Source organism: Sorangium sp. So ce887, from assembly GCF_051521455.1.
Lineage (GTDB): Bacteria > Myxococcota_A > Polyangia > Polyangiales > Polyangiaceae > Sorangium.
On record NZ_CP150354.1, the window covers coordinates 5539236 to 5555651 of the forward strand.

The 16416-nt window shown below is 72.1% G+C and carries 12 protein-coding genes; 2 read left to right on the forward strand and 10 right to left on the reverse strand.

The window, feature by feature from the left end:
• Positions 1-46 precede the first annotated feature (46 nt).
• The 5 genes from WMF36_RS20725 to WMF36_RS20745 all read right to left on the reverse strand — a co-directional run bounded on the left by WMF36_RS20725 (position 47) and on the right by WMF36_RS20745 (position 6866).
• Positions 47-3886, reverse strand: a complete 3840-nt coding sequence (locus tag WMF36_RS20725; protein WP_437581350.1) for an FAD-dependent oxidoreductase — start codon at positions 3884-3886, stop codon at positions 47-49.
• A 230-nt stretch (positions 3887-4116) separates the two neighbouring features.
• A complete protein-coding gene (accC, locus tag WMF36_RS20730) occupies positions 4117-5463 on the reverse strand; it encodes an acetyl-CoA carboxylase biotin carboxylase subunit (protein ID WP_437493394.1) in 1347 nt (448 codons plus the stop codon).
• Positions 5464-5484: 21 nt separating this feature from the next.
• A complete protein-coding gene (accB, locus tag WMF36_RS20735) occupies positions 5485-6003 on the reverse strand; it encodes an acetyl-CoA carboxylase biotin carboxyl carrier protein (protein WP_437581351.1) in 519 nt (172 codons plus the stop codon).
• 39 nt (positions 6004-6042) lie between these two features.
• The gene (locus WMF36_RS20740; RefSeq protein WP_437494878.1) at positions 6043-6510 is read right to left on the reverse strand and encodes a type II 3-dehydroquinate dehydratase; all 468 of its coding nucleotides are present in this window, start codon (positions 6508-6510) and stop codon (positions 6043-6045) included.
• Positions 6507-6866 carry a roadblock/LC7 domain-containing protein gene (locus WMF36_RS20745; protein WP_437581352.1) on the reverse strand — a complete coding sequence of 120 codons (360 nt, stop codon included), beginning with the start codon at positions 6864-6866 and terminating at the stop codon, positions 6507-6509. Before WMF36_RS20745 ends, WMF36_RS20740 begins: the two co-directional genes overlap by 4 nt.
• A 486-nt stretch (positions 6867-7352) precedes the next feature.
• On the opposite strand from WMF36_RS20745, the gene WMF36_RS20750 reads away from it, so the two are divergent.
• Positions 7353-9230, forward strand: coding sequence for an aconitase family protein (locus tag WMF36_RS20750; RefSeq protein ID WP_437581353.1), 1878 nt, complete (start codon positions 7353-7355; stop codon positions 9228-9230).
• A 104-nt stretch (positions 9231-9334) separates the two neighbouring features.
• Here the strand turns inward: WMF36_RS20750 and WMF36_RS20755 are convergent, their stop codons facing one another.
• Both WMF36_RS20755 and WMF36_RS20760 read right to left on the reverse strand, forming a co-directional pair.
• Positions 9335-11428: a hypothetical protein gene (locus WMF36_RS20755; RefSeq protein ID WP_437581354.1), complete on the reverse strand. Its 2094-nt coding sequence runs from the start codon at positions 11426-11428 to the stop codon at positions 9335-9337.
• Positions 11429-11451: 23 nt separating this feature from the next.
• Positions 11452-12561, reverse strand: a complete 1110-nt coding sequence (locus tag WMF36_RS20760) for a hypothetical protein (protein WP_437581355.1) — start codon at positions 12559-12561, stop codon at positions 11452-11454.
• Between the two features lie 77 nt (positions 12562-12638).
• On the opposite strand from WMF36_RS20760, the gene WMF36_RS20765 reads away from it, so the two are divergent.
• Positions 12639-14153, forward strand: coding sequence for a sulfatase (locus tag WMF36_RS20765; protein ID WP_437581356.1), 1515 nt, complete (start codon positions 12639-12641; stop codon positions 14151-14153).
• Between the two features lie 15 nt (positions 14154-14168).
• Here WMF36_RS20765 and WMF36_RS20770 read toward each other — a convergent pair whose 3' ends face one another.
• From WMF36_RS20770 to WMF36_RS20780, 3 genes are read right to left on the reverse strand one after another with little or no spacing between them, the layout of a single operon-like run.
• Positions 14169-15203, reverse strand: coding sequence for a hypothetical protein (locus WMF36_RS20770; RefSeq protein ID WP_437581357.1), 1035 nt, complete (start codon positions 15201-15203; stop codon positions 14169-14171).
• The gene (locus WMF36_RS20775) at positions 15200-15610 is read right to left on the reverse strand and encodes a hypothetical protein (protein ID WP_437581358.1); all 411 of its coding nucleotides are present in this window, start codon (positions 15608-15610) and stop codon (positions 15200-15202) included. The genes WMF36_RS20770 and WMF36_RS20775 overlap by 4 nt, the downstream gene beginning before the upstream one ends.
• Positions 15607-16272, reverse strand: a complete 666-nt coding sequence (locus tag WMF36_RS20780; protein ID WP_437581359.1) for a hypothetical protein — start codon at positions 16270-16272, stop codon at positions 15607-15609. The genes WMF36_RS20775 and WMF36_RS20780 overlap by 4 nt, the downstream gene beginning before the upstream one ends.
• Positions 16273-16416: the final 144 nt, after the last annotated feature.

Below are 16416 nucleotides of genomic sequence, written 5' to 3' on the forward strand. Positions count from 1 at the left end.
CGCAGCTCAGGGGGCGCCCCGGGATCGCCGGGGCGCCCGGGCCACGTCACACGTGCCGGAGCGAGGGGCGCTCGGCCAGGAGGTGATCGAGCCAGGCGTTCGACAGCTTCTCCTGCACCGTGTTGGCCCGGAGCCTCGCGGCGAGGTTCTTGAAGTCGACGTGGTCGATGAGCTGGTCCTGGTTGAAGCACGAGAAGACCACCGTCTCCTTGCCCGTCTCCGGATCCACGTGGCGCTGGAGGCACTGCGCGCAGACCTCCTTCATCATGCACTGCATCGGCGAGTTGATGCTCGCGATGCCGACGTGCTTCGGATCCAGGTGCGGCGCCAGCACGCCGTGCCGCGCCTCGCGCACGGCGTTCATCATCTTGTCCGAGCCGATCGCGATGATGCGCCGGACCTCCGAGAGGCTCGCCAGCTCGCCGCCGAGCTGGCGCTCGGCGTAGGCCCGCATCGCCTGGACGATGTTGCCGCGGAAATGGCGGTCCGTCGCGCGCCGCGGGGCGATCTCCGCGCCGCTGTCCGTGCACCAGACGACCTGATCGGTCGCCACCTCGATGTCGTCCTGCTTGAAGAGATCCTCGCCCCGCCGGTAGCCGGCGAAGTAGATCACGCGGTCGCCGCGCGCCTTCAGCGCCTTCGCGATCGAGAACAGCACGGCGTTGCCGAGCCCGCCGCCGGCGAGCAGCACCGTCTCTCCCTCGGGGATGTCCGTCGGCGTCCCGGTCGGCCCCATCACGACGACCTCCTCGCCCGGGCGCAGCGCGGCGAGCAGCCGGGACGAGGCGCCCATCTCGAGCGCGATGAGCGAGAGCAGCCCCTTCTCCTTGTCGACCCACGCGCCCGTGAGCGCGAGCCCCTCCATCGCGAGCCGTGTGCCGCGGATCACCGGCGAGCTCACCTCGTAGTTCTGCAGCCGATAGAACTGCCCGGGCTCGAACTTGCGCGCCGCCGCGGGCGCGCGCACGACCACCTCGACGATCGTCGGCGTCAGCCGCTCGACGCGCTCGACCACCGCGACGAGATCGTGATCGAGGCGGGCGAACAGGTCGCGCCGACGCGCGTCGCGCGCCGCCTGCGGCTCCTCGCCGAGCCGGGCGATGTCGCGCCGGAACAGCGCGACGACGGACGGGTACGCGTCCTTGGCGCTCGCCATCGCCTTCACGACGCTCCCCGCGTAGTGCGGGTGGTTGTCGCCGTAGAAGCTCACCGCGTGCTCGCCGTCGTTGTAGCTCGTGAAGAAGCCCTCCCTCGGCTTGGCCGGCTCGACCTTGAGCGCGCCGCCCTCGTCGACGTACGCGCGGTGCGGCTGGAAGAACTGCCGCCACTTGTCGAACACGAACGAGCCCGGGCGCTCCTTCTCGTAGGTGACGTTGGGGCTCGTCCCGGCCGCCACGCACACGGTGCGGGCAGGGATCGAGACCGTCTGCCCCGCGCTCCGCCACTTGCCGTCCACGACCTCCTGGCGATCGAACACGAGCGAGGACACGCACCCGCGCTCGTCGAGCACCGCCTCGATCGGGGCGAGGTTCTCGACGTAACGGATGCCCTCCTCGAGCGACTTGGCGACCTCCTCGTGGTTCAGCCGGTAGGCCGGCGAGTCGATGAGCCGCTTCCGGTAGACCAGCGAGACGCCGCCCCACGCGTCGATCAGCCCCTGGAACCGCGGCGGCCGCCCCTCGCGCGCGGCGCGGGCGCGCTCGTCGCGGATCTCCTCGGCGTGGCGCCGCTGCTCGACCAGGAAATCCCGCTCCTCCTCGTCGAACATCGCGAGGACCGAGGCCTCGCCGCGCTCCGCGACGAGCGCGTCGAGCCGGTCGGCGGTCTTCTCGGCCTGCACGATGTAGTAGGCCGCGAGCTCCGTCGCGGTGTCGATCGCCGTGAGGCCGCCGCCGATCACCACCGCGGGCAGCCGCACCTGCAGGTTCGCGAGCGCCGAGCGCTTGTAGGCGCCGGCCAGCTGCAGCGCCATCAGGAAGTCCGAGGCCTTGCGGATGCCGCGCGCGAGGTTGTTCTTGAGCGGGATGATCGTCGGCCGCCCCGCGCCCGCCGCGATCGCGACGTGGTGGAACCCGAGCCGGAAGGCGTCGTCGAGATCGATCGTGCCGCCGAACCGCACGCCGCCGTGGATCCGGAGCAGGCGCTGCCGGGCGAGCGTGACGTAGAGGACGGTGAGGAAGTTCTTGTCCCACCGCACCGTGATCCCGTACTCGCTCACCCCGCCGAAGCCGAGGAGGACGCGCTCGTCGAGCTCGGTGTAGAGCCGCTTGAAATCCCTGACCGGCCGCGGCGGGCGCGTCTCGTCGCCCGTGAGCTCGACCGGCAGCGGCTCGATCTTCAGCCCGTCGATCGACACGCACGCGAAGCCCTGCCGGGTGAGGTGGTGCGACAGGGTGTAGCCGGCCGGGCCGAGGCCCACGACGAGCACGTTCTTGCCGTTGTACGGGAGCGCGTGCGGCCGCAGCGCGTCGAGCGGGTTCCACCGCGTGAGCAGCCCGTAGATCTCGAGGCCCCACGGGAGCGACAGCACGTCCGTGAGCGCCGCGGTCTCGATCTGCGGGATGTCCACCGGATCCTGCTTCTGGAACACGCACGCCTTCATGCAGTCGTTGCAGATGCGGTGCCCGGTGCCGGGGCACATCGGGTTGTCGATGCAGACGAGCGCGAGCGCGGCGATCGACTCGCCCCGCCCGCGCATCGTGTGCATCTCGCTGATCTTCTCTTCGAGCGGGCAGCCGTGGAGCTCGACGCCGAGCGGGTTCGACTTGATCGCGCCGGTCTTGTTGTCGCGCAGGCCCTTCGAGCACGAGTCCTTGTCGCGATCGTGGCAGAGGAGGCAGTAGTCGACCTGGCTCTCGACCTCGCGGGGCCCCGCCCGCCGGTCGGTCAGCGCGAAGCCGTCGCGATCCCTCCGCTCGTGCTCCGGCCCGACGAGGAGCTCGGCCGAGCCCGGGCCGTCGCCCGCGCCCTTCTTGTGCAGCTGGACGAGCGCCTGGTAGTCGAGCGTGCGCGGCGCCTTGAGCGTCGGCCAGCGCCGCGCCGGATCGTGCTCGTCCGCGCGGCGCGCCGCGAGCCACGCCTCGACGGCGTCGAGCGCGAACGAGACGACCGCCGCGTCCTCGGCCTCCGTCGGCTCCGCGCCCGCGACCGAGACCGCCTGCGCCACGCGCTCCGCGAGCGCCGGGTCCTCCCGCAGCGCCGCGCGCGCCTTCGACGCCCGCCCGCGGAGCTCGTCCGTCCACTTCGCGCCGCCGGCCTTGGCGGCCTTGCGCGCGATCTCGTCGACCTCGATCAGCGCGAGCACCGCGCGCGCGATCGCGAGCTCCTCGGCGGCGGAGCCGCTGTCGAGCGCGCTCGCCGGCGCGCCCATGGCCACGAGCGACCGCCGCGCCGCGTGCGCCGCCTCGACGTGCGTGCCCTGCCACGCCTTCCCCGGGTTCGGCTTGAACAGCCGCTTCTTCGAGAACTCGCGCTTGAAGTCCCAGAGCGCGCCGCGCTCGAGGGTCGCGTCGATCTGCGCCTGGGTCTCCCGCTCGACGCGGAAGAGCGTGGCCACGAAGCGGCCGACGTACGGCGCCGCCGCGAGCAGCGCCTCGGAGACCTGCTCCGGGGTGAGCGCGGTCCGGACCGCGTCGCCGCCCCCGGCGCCGGAGGCCCCCGCCGGCTCCGCGCGCAGTGCGGCCCGGTACGCGTCGAAGCGCGCGAAGGCGCCCTCGTCCGACGCATGGAAATACTCCTCGAAGCGCTCCGTCAGCTCGGCGAGCTTCGCAGGGTCGAAGAGGTCGGCGTAACCGAAACCAGGGATTCCGAGCTCGAGCTCGGAAGCATCGGAGGTGGCCTGCACCCACGCAGAGAAGTCACCCTGCACTCCAGCGTTCGCTTCCATACCCGCGGCAAATGCTTTCTATTTCAAGGGGTTTGCTCGACCGGCGAGGGCGCGCCCGCCCGATCCCGAGAGCGACGTAAAGTAGCACCGGGCGGTACCGCCGACCTGTCTCTCGGGCAACATTCATCGCGCCCGCGCTGCGCTCGCCGACGCGAGCGCGCATCGGTTGCGCGTTCGCCGCGTTCGCCGCGCTCGCCGCGCCGGCGAGGCGAACGCGGGCGCATCGCGGTCTAGAAGCCCTGCGAGACGACGCGCTCGATCGTGTGGGTCGAGATGTTGCCCGCGATGACGTCGGGATCTCGCAGCAGCGCCTGGTGCAGCGGGATGTTCGTGCGGATGCCGCCGATGATGAACTCGTCGAGCGCGCACCGGAGCCTGGCGATCGCCTCGGCCCGGTTCGCGCCGTGCGCGATCACCTTGGCGACCAGCGAGTCGTAGGAGCTCGGGACGCGGAAGCCGCCGTACACGCCGGAGTCGACGCGGATCCCGACGCCGCCGGGGGAGTGGTACTCGGTGATGAGCCCGGGCCACGGCACGAACGAGCGCGGATCCTCGGCGTTGACCCGGCACTCGATGGCGTGGCCACGGAAGCTCCAGGGCCGCGTGTCGGGCAGCGTGAGGCGCTCGCCGGCGGCGGCGAGGATCTGCTGCGCGACAAGATCGACGCCGGTCACCATCTCGGTGACCGGGTGCTCGACCTGCACGCGGGTGTTCATCTCCATGAAGTAGAGATCGCCGCGGTCATCCATCAGGAACTCGAGCGTGCCGAGGCCCGTGTAACCGGTCTCGAGGACCGCGGCCCGGATGATGTCGCCCATCCTGGAGCGCTTCTCGTTGTCCATCGCCGGGCTGGGCGACTCCTCCATCACCTTCTGGTGCCGGCGCTGGAGCGAGCACTCGCGCTCGCCGAGCGTCCACACGCCCCCGTGCTGATCCGCGAGCACCTGGAACTCGATGTGGCGCGGCGCCTCGACGTAGCGCTCGAGGTAGACGTCCGGGTTCTTGAAGCCGTTCATGGCCTCCTGCGTCGCGATCTCGAACGAGCGCTGCACCTCGCCGTCGTGGCGGACGATGCGCATGCCCCTGCCGCCGCCGCCCCCGGAGGCCTTCAGGATCACCGGATAGCCGACGCGCTCGGCCTGCTCGCTCGCGTCCGCCGCGCTCGTGAGCACGCCGGTGCCGCTGAGCATCGGGATGCCGAAGCGCTTGGCGACCGCGCGCGCGGACACCTTGTCGCCCCAGGTCCGCATCGCCTCGGCGGTCGGCCCGATGAAGGTGAGCCGGCACTTCTTGCAGAGCTCGGCGAACTTCGGGTTCTCCGAGAGGAACCCGTAGCCCGGGTGGATCGCGTCGGCGCCCGTGACCTCGGCGGCGGCGATGATCTGCGGGATGTTGAGGTAGCTCTTCGACGCGTCGGCCGGGCCGACGCACACGGCCTCGTCCGCGAACCGGACGTGCAGCGCCGCGGCGTCCGCCTCGGAGTGGATCGCGACCGAGCGGATGCCGAGCAGGCGGCAAGCGCGGATGACACGCATCGCGATCTCGCCGCGATTGGCGATCAGGATCTTCTGGAACACGGCACCCTCGCCCCGGCAGCGCTAGCTGCCCCGCACCTTGAAGAGACGCTGCCCGAACTCGACCGGCTTGCCGTTGTCGACGAGAATCTCGACGATCGTGCCGGGGGAATCCGCCTCGATCTCGTTCATCAGCTTCATCGCCTCGATGATGCACAGCGCCTGACCCACGCGGATCGCGCTTCCGACATCGACGAAGGGCGGCGCGTCAGGAGACGGCGAGCGGTAGAACGTGCCGACGAACGGCGAGGTGACGTACGAGATCCCCTCGTCGCTCGCCGCGGCGGGCGACGCCGGTGGCAGCGCCGCAGCAGGCGCGGCCGCCGGCGGCGCGGCGGGTGCCGCGGCCGGCGCGCTCTGGAGATGGTACGCGACGGGCGTGAGCTGCGACGCCCCGCCCTGCGGCACGAGGCCCCCGCGCGTCAGCCGGATGCGAACGTGTTCGTCCTCGAACTCGAAGTCGCTCACGTTGCGCTTCTCTAGGAGGCGCACCAGCGCCCGCAACTGCTTGAGGTTGATGTTCATGGAAGGACGTTCGGCCATCGATGTTTGCCGCCTTTCAACCAGAGTGACGGCGCATGTTCAACCTCTTTCGTCCGACCGCAGCTTCTCCAGGTGCCCGAGCAGCCCGAGCAGCCCGAGCACGTACGAGCTCGGACCGAAGCCCGCGACGCGCGCCATGCACGCAGGCGCGATGCGGGAGCGGCGGCGGAACGGCTCGCGAGCGTCCGGGTTGGAGATGTGCACCTCGACGGTCGGGAGCGCGCACGCGCGGATCGCGTCGTAGAGCGCGATGGAGGTGTGCGTGTAGGCGCCGGCGTTGAGGAGGATGCCGTGGAAGCCGCGATCGCCGGCATGGCTGATCGCGGTCACGAGCTCCCCCTCGCAGTTCGATTGCATGCACGACACCGTGGCGCCGTGGGCCCGTGCGGCCTCCTCGACGGCGCTGTGGATGTCATCCAGCGTGGCCGTGCCGTAGATCGCTGGCTCGCGCTTGCCCAGCCGATCGAGGTTCGGCCCCGAGATGACCGAGATCCTGAAGCTGCTCAGACGAGCTCCTTCAGCAGCACCGGCACCTTGGTGCGCAAGAGGTACCGGGCCTTGCCGATGTTCGCGTCGGGCGTCATCGAGAAGGCCACGAAGTACGAGTTGTTCACGACGCGGATCAGCGTGGTGACCTTCTCCGCCTGGATCGCGATCTCGGCGGCGTTGCCCGCGTCGAGCATCTCGGCGGCGCGCTGGATCGACTTCAACACGACGCTGAACTCGGCGCCGATGGTGGTGATGTCGAACGCGGCCCCGGGCTTGGAGTAGCTGTCGACCGCGATCCCCTCGAAATCCATGAGAAGGGTCGCGATGCCGCCCTCGGTGTTCTCTACGACTTCCTTCAGCACGGCCTGGAACATGCGCCGAGACTACCCAAGCGCGGCACGATCGGGAAAACAAACGAACGGGACCCGCCGTCCCGCGCCGGAGGGAGGAGGGAGGAGGGAGGAGGGAGGAAGACGGACAGCCCGCGGAGACGCAGCCGCGCGACCGCGCCCGACACCGCGAAAGCTCGCGCCGTCCGCCCGTCAGCGCGGCGAAGCGGGCTGATATAACGATGAACGGCGAGCGCGCTTTGCCTCTTGCATCCTGGTCCCAACCGGGCGATTCCCGCCCCAGGGGGCCCGCTCCAAAGCACGCCTTGACCCTTGTCCCGGCGAGCGGCTAACGTGCGGCCGTTCTTTCGCCTCGCGGCAAGGCCGTGGGCGGATCCCGCCGGAGCATCTCACCGGCGGGGCGACGTGAAACGTGGTCGGAGCGGCGTACGCCGCACCCGCCAGCTCATCAAGAAAAACAAGGACGGCCCAACATCTATGCGTGCGCGAGCCGGGGATCCCCCCCGCACGATGCCCCAGAAGATCCTCGCCGGGCGGGCGACGGATCCTCAGCTGCGGGGTGATCTCGTTCAGGTCAAGGTCGATCAGGTAATCCTCTCCCGGGCGCCATCGCGCGCGCTGGCCGAGGCCATCGCCACGGGCATGAAGAAGACGCCGGTCGAAGTCGCCGTCGCCTACGACGGCACCTGCGTGGCCGACGCGAGCTCGCTCGCGGACACCGACGAGGGGAGCCCGCACTCGGTGTCGCCCGAGTTCCCGACCTACAACATCCCGATCGCGCGGCCCGGCATCGGCTTCCCCGCCCCCGTGCACCTCGAGCGCTTCGCCGCGCCGGCGCGGCTCGCCCTCACCGACGACCCGCGCCTCGCGACGGTCGGCGGCATCGGCATGCTGTCGCTCGTCGTCTCGCCGAGCCAGCTCGGGCAGGCGCTCGCCACGGGCTCGGCCTGGCTCCGGCCGCCGCGGAGCGTCCAGATCCACCTCTCGGGCCGGGTGCGTCCGTTCGTGTGCGCGAGGGACGTCGCCCTCGAGCTGCTCCGCAGGAACCTCGACGAGGTCGTGCGGCGCATCGAGGGCGAGCACCACGCGCCGGTGATCCTCGAGTTCGCCGGGCCGAGCGCGCGGCTGCTCTCGGTGGGCGACCGCGCGGTGCTCTGCGGCATCGCGCCGCAGGTGGGCGCGGCGGCGGCGCTGTTCGTGAGCGACGAGAAGACGGAGGTCTTCCTCCGCGATCAGCGCAGGTCGAAGGCCCACCGGGCGCTCGTGCCCGATCCGGGCGCGCCCTGCGAGGAGGTCGTCTCGATCGACCTCGGCACGGTCGACCCCCTGCTGATGGACGAGGAGGGCGTGGTCCGGCCGGTCCGCGATCTCGCCGGCAAGCCGGTGGCGCAGGTCGTCCTCGGGGGCGACTCCGGCGTGACGTTGCGCGACATGCTCGCGGCGGCGCTGCTGCTCAAGTCGAAGCGCGTCCCGTCGCGGCTCGATCTGCTCGTCGCGCCGCCGTCGCGGCAGGTGCTCGAGGTGCTCGCGCAGTCGGGGGCGCTTGTCGATCTCGTGGCGACGGGCGCGCGGATCATCGAGCCGGACAGGCGCGTCGTGACCTCGGAGATCTACCCGCCGCCGCCCGGCGGCCTGTCGCTGCGCACCGCCGATCCGGAGCCGCGCATCGCCGGGGCGCCGTCGTTCGTCGTGGCCTCGGCCGAGACGCTGGCCTACGCCGTGGCCACGGGCTCGGTCGGCGATCCGCGGTCGTTCAAGCGGCCGGTGCGGGTGACCGTGCCACGGGCGCTGCCGACCGACGACGTGCTGATCCTCCGCGACAAGAAGGGCGAGCAGGTGAGCACGAAGAAGCCGCCGGCGGCGCCCGCGGCGGTGCCCTGGAAGGGGCCGCTGACGCTCGACGTGCTCGCGGGCGTGCCGAAGGGGAACGGGCGCGCGGCGGTCGGGGTGCGCGGGCGCAAAGCCCCTGGCCTGGCCGAGCCGGCCACGCCTGTCGCCGACGGCGACAGGGCGCCGGCCGAGAGCACGGCGGCCAGCGGGGTGGCGCTCGTCCTGTCGACGCTCGACGAGGTGCGGGCGGTCGCTGAGCGCGCGACCGACCTGTCGGCGGTGCGCGCGGTGGTCGCGCCCTTCGTGCCGAGCACCGCGGTGTCGGCGTTCGCGAGCGAGGGGATCGCCACGTTCCTCGTCGGCGCGGAGGCGCTCGGCAGCATCAAGGGGCAGAAGAGCTTGGAGCTCCCCGCCCCCGCCCAGTGGGGTGATCGCGTCGCGGCCGTCTTCGACGGCGAGCGCGTCGAGGTGGCCTGGCTCGCGACGGGCATGGAGCGGAGCTGGACCCACGCAGGCACCGTGCGGCAGCCGCCCATCGCGAGCAAACCAGCGCGGTAGCGGGGCGAGCGCGCGGCCGATCCGGTGGGGATGCGGGGCCATCCTCACCGGAAGCGGGGGCGCGGAGCCTCCCCGCCGGGAACCGGGGAACGAGAGCGCGGCGCTCAGGGCGCCGCGCGCACCGGGGCGAGCGGGGCGAGGAGCTTGATCTCGTTCGTGAGATCGCGGAAGCGGATCTGCTGCTCGTTGATCTGCATCTCGAGCACGATGACGCGCTTCGTGATCTCGTCGAGGCGCGCCGACGCCTTCGCGAGCCGGTCGGTGAGATCGCGGCGGAGCTCGTCGGCGGTCCTGTTCTTCTCGATCGCACGGAGGTTCTGCCGGAGCTCGTGGCTTTGCTGCTGGAGGCGCTCCTGCTCCGCGATCAGCTTGTCGCGCTCGTCGATGGCGGGGCGCAGCTTGCCCCGGACGTCCCAGGCCTGGCCGAGCTGCTTCGCCGCGGTCGCGTCGGCGCGCGGGTCCTTCAGGTAGGCCTGCACCGCGTCGTCGGCGAGCTGGCTGAGCCAGTCGATCTGCTGCCGGAAGAGCCGCCGCTCGTCCACGTCGAGCACCGCCGTCCCCCGCCGCGGCACGTCGATCGGCACGAGCGCGCTGCCCGTGCCGACGTTGTCCTCGGTGCCCTTCGGGGGCGCGTGCAGGCGCGTCCCGTGCAGGCGGGGGTGCTTCACGAGCGTCCTCGCCGCGAGATCGCCGCCGTTGCGGACGGCGTACTTGGTGTGCGTCACCCAGTCGCGCTCGATCTCGAGCGCGCCGCCCTCGATCTTCGCGATGCGCGCGCCCTCCGCGCTCTCCTCGCGCGCCGTGTCGACGGCGAGACCCCGCTCCAGCGCGAACGGCACCGTCGTCGTGGCCCCCGGCGGCAGCGGCTCGACCATGCCCTGGCCGAGGAACGAGCCGTTCTCGAAGACCGCGATGGGGCCGCGCTCCAGGAGCCCCTTCGTGTCGTTCGTGAAGCGCGCCACCCGGAACGGGTGGGAGCTCGACGCGGGCACGCCGCCGTCGGGCGCGAACAGGAAGATCGACTCGCCGGGCACCTGCTTCGCGAGGAGCAGGACCATCGTCGCGCTCCGATCGGGGATGTCGACCGGGAACGGGATGTCGTACCGCGTCGTGCCCGCCTCCATCGCGACCGCGGCGAGGGCGCTCATGTTGCGCGGCGGCGACGGGTTCATCATGGCCTTGCTGTCCATGGCCGCCGGATCGTCGGCGAACACCGCCCCGCCCCGCTGCGGCCCCGCGGCGCCAGGCGCGCCGCCGTAAGCCCGCTTCGCCGCCGGCCTTGTGGGCATCTTGACCCTGGCAGCCTCGGCCTGCTTCATGAACGCCAGGTTGCCGCTCTCCTCGGCCTCGCGCGCGTACTCGTCGGCCACCTCTGCCGCAGGCGCCGGCGGCGCAACCGGCATCGCCGCGGGCGGCGGCGGAGGCGGCGCGGGCTGCGCAGCCTCGGTGGCCAGCGTGGTCTCGCTCGTCGGCACGGACGCGATCACCTCGCCCTGGTCGCTGACGATGGGGCGCGGCGGGATCGCCGCCTGGTCGAGCGTCGCCTGGAAGGCGAGCGGCGCGCCCGCCACGAGCGACAGCTTCACGCCATTCCAGTCCTCGCCCGAGAGGTTCTGCACGATGCCCCACGCCTGGAGGTGCGCCTGCTTCGACGTGGCGCGCGGGTCCACGCTCGCGGCGCCCGGAGCCCCGACCGCGCCCATCACGAGCCGGTAGGAGGGGCGCCACACCGGCGTCTCGGCCACGTAGCCGACCACGAGGTCGTGCTCGCGCCCGTCGAGCGTCAGTTTCACGTCCGCGAGCTTGTCTCGCTTCTTCTTCTCTGCCGTCGCGCCCTTGTCCCTGGGCGGCGGCGCGACCGTCACCTCGGGCCCGGGCGCCGCCGGTGCGTCGTCCTCGTCCGAGCCGTCGTCGACCTCGACCGGGAACGACGCGCTCCGGACGCTGCTGCCGCCGGCCTCGATGACCGCGAGCGTCGCGAGGAAGTCGCCGACCTTCTCCTTGCGCACGCGGAAGGTCACCTGATCGGCGTCGATGACCCCCCGGCGCTCGAAGTACGCGACGCCGTTCCTGTAGATGACCACGCGGCGGAGCGCGAGCCCCGAGGCGTCCACATCGGGGACGCGCGCGCAGCCGACGAGCAGAGAGAGAGCGAGGAGCAGGCCGGAGCCCGCTCGCGCGACGTCGTACCGTCTCATGATGTCCGTGGGTTTTTCTTGGGTCAGCTGTCGGTAGGCGCCGTCGAGGCGCGGCGCCAGTCGGGCGGCAGGTCGAGAAAGCCCTCGTTGCAGAGGAACTCGTAGAGCCCCTCGCAGACCTCGCCGCAGATCATGCTGAAGAGCTGGGGATCGGTGATGAAGAGGATCGTCTCGTCGCGCTCGGAGCCGGCCGTGTCGGCGAGCTGGGCGACCAGCTCGTCCTCGGCGAAGCCGATGAGCATCACCATGAGGTGGCGCTCGAACGCCGCGCGGAAGCGAGGGAAGGCCTCGCTCGTCACCTTGTACGCGAACGCCCTGCCCTCGAACGTGCCCGCGTCACGCACGACCCGCGCGGCGATCTCGCCGAGGCTCTGGGCGAGGCGCACGCTGAAGAAGTCGACGAGCACGGCGTGCACCACCGAGACGATGCGCCTGAGCTCGCTCGATCGGCGCGACAGGAAGGCGTCCTGCATGTCCTTCGTGAGCTTCGCGAGCAGCTCGAACGACTGCTCCCGCGCCTCCTCGGAGGCGAACTCGAAGCCGTCGAGCTCGGTCGCGATCCGGTTCTTGTAGCGGGTCAGCACGTAGAAGAGCGCCTGCTCGCCGTGGTGGATCACCTTCGGCGCGCCGTCGCGGCCCCGCGTCTTCTCGTGGAGCTCGGACTGGAAGAACAGGCGGGCGAGGTTCTTGTGGATCTTCTTGAGCCGCCGCTCGACGAGCAGCGAGATGCCGTCCTCGCGGATGACCCGCTCGAGCAGGGTGCGGAGGGTCTTCTCGTGCGCGTCTCGGATCGCGTCGTGGTTCCTCGTCCCGCGCTCCGCCGCGCCCGCGGAGGCCTGGATCACCTTCAGCTGGGCGACGACCTGCGCGGTGACCGCGTCGAGCTGGGGGTTGGTCTCGAGATCGGCGCGGTAGTGGACGATGCGGGCCTGCATCTGCTCCTCGAGCAGGCCGAGCGCCATCTCGGTGATGTGGTCCTTCAGCGCCTGGCTGACGTGCTCGCCCACGCGCCGCGGCGCGTTGGGCGGGAGCGACCGCGGCGGCTCGAGCGCCGCCCTCTCCCCCGGCCTGGCACCGGGTTGCGATCGGCCCGAAGGCGGCAGCGGCGGCGGGTTCCGAGGGGCCGAGGCCATGAGCAGAGAGCATACCGGAAGTCGCGCGCGGTGTGCGGCTTTGGCGGAGCGGCGCAAGTCGGAGTAAGACGGCGCTCATGCACACGGTCGCTTCACGTACGAGAGCCTGGGAACCGGAAGGACAACGGGCGCCCTCCTGCTCGGCGCCCCCTCCCGCGGCGCCCCCGCGCCTGGCCCGCCGGCGCCTCGCGGCGACGCTCGCGCTCGCGCTCGTCAGCGCCGGAGCGGGCTGCTCCCGCGAGGGCGACGGCCATCCCCCGCCCGCGCGCACGCCGGAGCCCACGGCGCGGCAGGAGCCAGTCGCGGCCGGATCGCAGGCCGCCGCGGGCAAGGAGGGCGACGCCGCGCCGGCGGCCGAGGGCGCCGCCGCCGCGGGCAAGGAGGGCGACGCCGCGGGGGCGCCGGCAGCGCAGCGCCCGAAGATGAACGTGCTCGTGATCTCGATCGACAGCCTGCGCGCGGACATGCCCTGGAACGGCTACGAGCGCGACATCGCGCCCACGCTGACGGCGTTCGAGAAGAAGGCGGTCAGCTACACGCGCCACTATGCGATCTCGTCGTACACCTCGATGAGCGTCGGCGGCTTCCTCGCCGGCCGGTACCCGAGCGCGGTCGATCGCAGCGGCTACTTCTTCGGCAACTACCCCGACAGCGTCGTGATGTTCCCGGAGCTCCTGCAGAAGGCCGGGGTGCGGACGATGAGCGCGCACGCGCACTTCTACTTCGACCAGAAGGCGGGCTTCCGGCAGGGCTTCGACCTGTACGAGATCGTGCCCGGGCTCTCGGCCGACAACACGACCGACCGGAACGTGACGAGCCCCGGGCACCTGGAGCTCGCGATCAAGATGCTCTCCGACAAGGCGAACACATCGGGCACCTTCTTCGCGTACTTCCACTTCCTCGATCCCCACGACGTGTACATGACGCACGAGGGGATCGAGCCGTTCGGCAAGCGCGCCCGCGACAAGTACGACGGGGAGGTGAAGTTCACCGACATGCACGTGGGCAAGCTGCTCGATTTCGTCGCGAAGCAGCCGTGGGGAAAGGACACGGCGATCATCGTGACCGCGGACCACGGCGAGGCGTTCGGCGAGCACAAGATGTATCGCCACGGCTTCGAGGTGTGGGACGTGCTCACCCACGTGCCGCTGATGATCCAGGCCCCCGGGGGGATCACCCCGCGCCGGATCAACGTGCCGCGCAGCTCGATCGACCTCGCGCCCACGATCCTGGAGCTGACCGGCGCCCCGCCGGAGCCGTCGTTCCCGGGCACGAGCCTCGTGCCCGAGCTCTACGGCGCGAGCGCCGAGCCGCGCGACGTCATCGTCGATCTGCCGCGCACGAGCGACAACGACCGGCGCAGGGCGCTCATCAACGGGCGGCACAAGCTCATCGCCTACGGCGACGACGACGCGTTCGAGCTCTTCGACGTCGTCGCGGATCCGGGGGAGACGAAGGATCTCAAGCGCGAGCAGGGGGCCGTCTTCGAGGCGATGAAGGCGATCTACAGGGAGCGCTCCGCCGCCATCAAGGACGTCTGCCCGAAGAACACGGCGAAGCTCAAGGGGAAGAAGAAGAACAAGCCGTGCTAGCGCAGACGCACGGAGCTAGCGCGCCGGCGGGGCGACGACGATCGTAACGACGTCGTCCTCGCCCGCCTCGCTCGCGGCGCGCGCCACGAGGCGGGCCCCTCCGCACTCCAGGTGCAGCACAACGGGCGCCACCGCCTCGCGGCTGCACGACGGATCGCCGGAGACGCGCGCCGCGAAGGCGCCGCGCGAGAGCTCGACCGCCAGGGCGATCCCCCCGATGCGGCCCTCGGGGTCGTCCGGGGCGACCTCGCGCGCCGAGCGCGCCTCCTCGAGGCGCGTGAAGAGATCGGGCCCCCGGATCGCGACCTCGAGCGGGCGGCCCGCCGCGTCCTGGAGGACGGCGACCTCGATCTCCGCCTGCCGCGGCGCGCTCTCGCCCCCGGCGTTCACGACGAACGGGAGCGCGATCCGCTTCGCGCAGGCGGCAGCGCCCGGGGGCGCGCGCTCGTCGGCCGGCGCGCACCGGGGCGCTGGCAGCGTCAGGCTGAACGGAACGATCACCTCGGCAGGCGCCTCCGCGAGCGGGCGCCCCCAGGCCTCCTTGCCCAGGAACCGGTGCAGCCATGCGGCGAGCTCCGCGCGGATCCGCGCGCGCTCCGCCCGCTGCCTCGAGAGGTGCGCATCCGTCTGCTGGGCCGCGCGCGAGAGCAGGTCGCCGGCGCTGCGCTCCCGGACGAGCGCGCGCAGCCGGTGGGTCGCCTCCGCGCGGAACGCGCCCCTGGGCAGCGTGGCCAGGTACGCCGCGAGGCCGGCGGCGGTCCCGCGCTTCGCGGCGTAGTAGATCGGCTCGGCCCGCGCGAGGTACGCGCGCACCTCGGCGGCGAAGGCCCCCTCCGGGTGGCGCTCCAGGTAGGCCGACGCCGCCGCGAGCCGCCCCTCGAGGGTCCTCGATACGCGCGTCGCCCGGTACGCCGCATAGTCGTCGTAGCTCGCGAGGAGCGCCGGCTTCGAGGCGCACCCGGACAGGGCCGCGACGAGCGCGGCGCACGAGAGCACCCGCGCGGCCCTCGCGAGGCGTCGACCCGACGCGACCGCGCCGCGCCCGCTCACGGCGCCTCTTCCAGTGGGCAAAAATTGCACTCCGTCGGGATCGACGCGCCCTCGTCCGCCATGTGATCGCGGTACTCGTCGCAGCTCGCCATGTTGAGCTTGTGCAGGCACACCTCGCCGTCGTGGACCAGCGGATAGCAGCCGGCCGGGAGCTCCGGCGTGGCCTCGAAGCCGCAAGCGGCGGCGCAGGCGCGCGTGCGCAGGCCACAGTCCTCGCACTGGGCGCAGTCGATCTGCGCCTTGAGCGCGAAGAATTTGTACGGGTCGAGCTCCTCCGGCGCCTGCCCGCAGCTGCCGATGTCGCCCACGACCGGCGCGATGCCCACGAGGAGCAGCAGCGCCGCGACCCCAGCGGCCTCGCTCGCCCGGAGGCGCCCGCGGCGCCGCTCGCGCCCCGACGAGCTCATGGCAAGAGCTCGTGCTCGATCATGAGCCCGAGCTGCGCGGAGACGACCGGATAGATGGTGTACGCCGCGTCGTACGTCGCGGCGCCGTAGAAGAGATCCCCGACGATCTCGCCCGACAGCGCGACGCCCGCGAGGAGGAAGTACCCGAGCCCCACGGCGAGCTCGCCGCCGACGTTCACGTCGGGCTCGATCAGGATCGCCGCGCCGAGGCGCCCGTACGCGAGCGCGCGCGTGAGGCCGCGGTAGGCGACGAAGTAGCTCGGCGTGAGCGACTCCTGCGGCACGCCGTCCACCGCGATCGAGAGGCGCAGCGCCCCGCCGTGCTGGACGCCATCGGCCGGCCCCAGCGCCAGCGCGACGCCGAGATCGAGGTACCCCGCGGTCAGCGAGAGCGACTCCGCCGTCTCCCCGAGCTGCGTCTGCAGGCGGTACGGGTTGTTGAACCGGATCCCGGTCCCCATCGCGAGGGTCGACACGACGCGCCCCGCCGTCCCCGGTGGCCGCGAGAGCGCGCGGTACGCCTCGATCTCGGCGCCCCCGCCCGCCTCGCCCGGCGGCGCCTCCGCGCCGCGGCCGGCAGCAGGCTGGGCCGCGGCGGCGCGCCCGAAGGACGCCCCGAGGAGAACGGCCGCGAGCGCAAGCCCGGTCCGGAGTTCCAGCATCGCCACGAGCCTTCTACCCCGAGGTGGCGCTCGCTGGCACGCTCAATTGCGTCCCGACCGCGCGGCGCGCGCGCCTCGTCCGCGCGCGGCGCCCCCGGCCGCGGCGCAGCGTGCAGCCTTCGGCACGGTCCTCGCTCCCGTTGC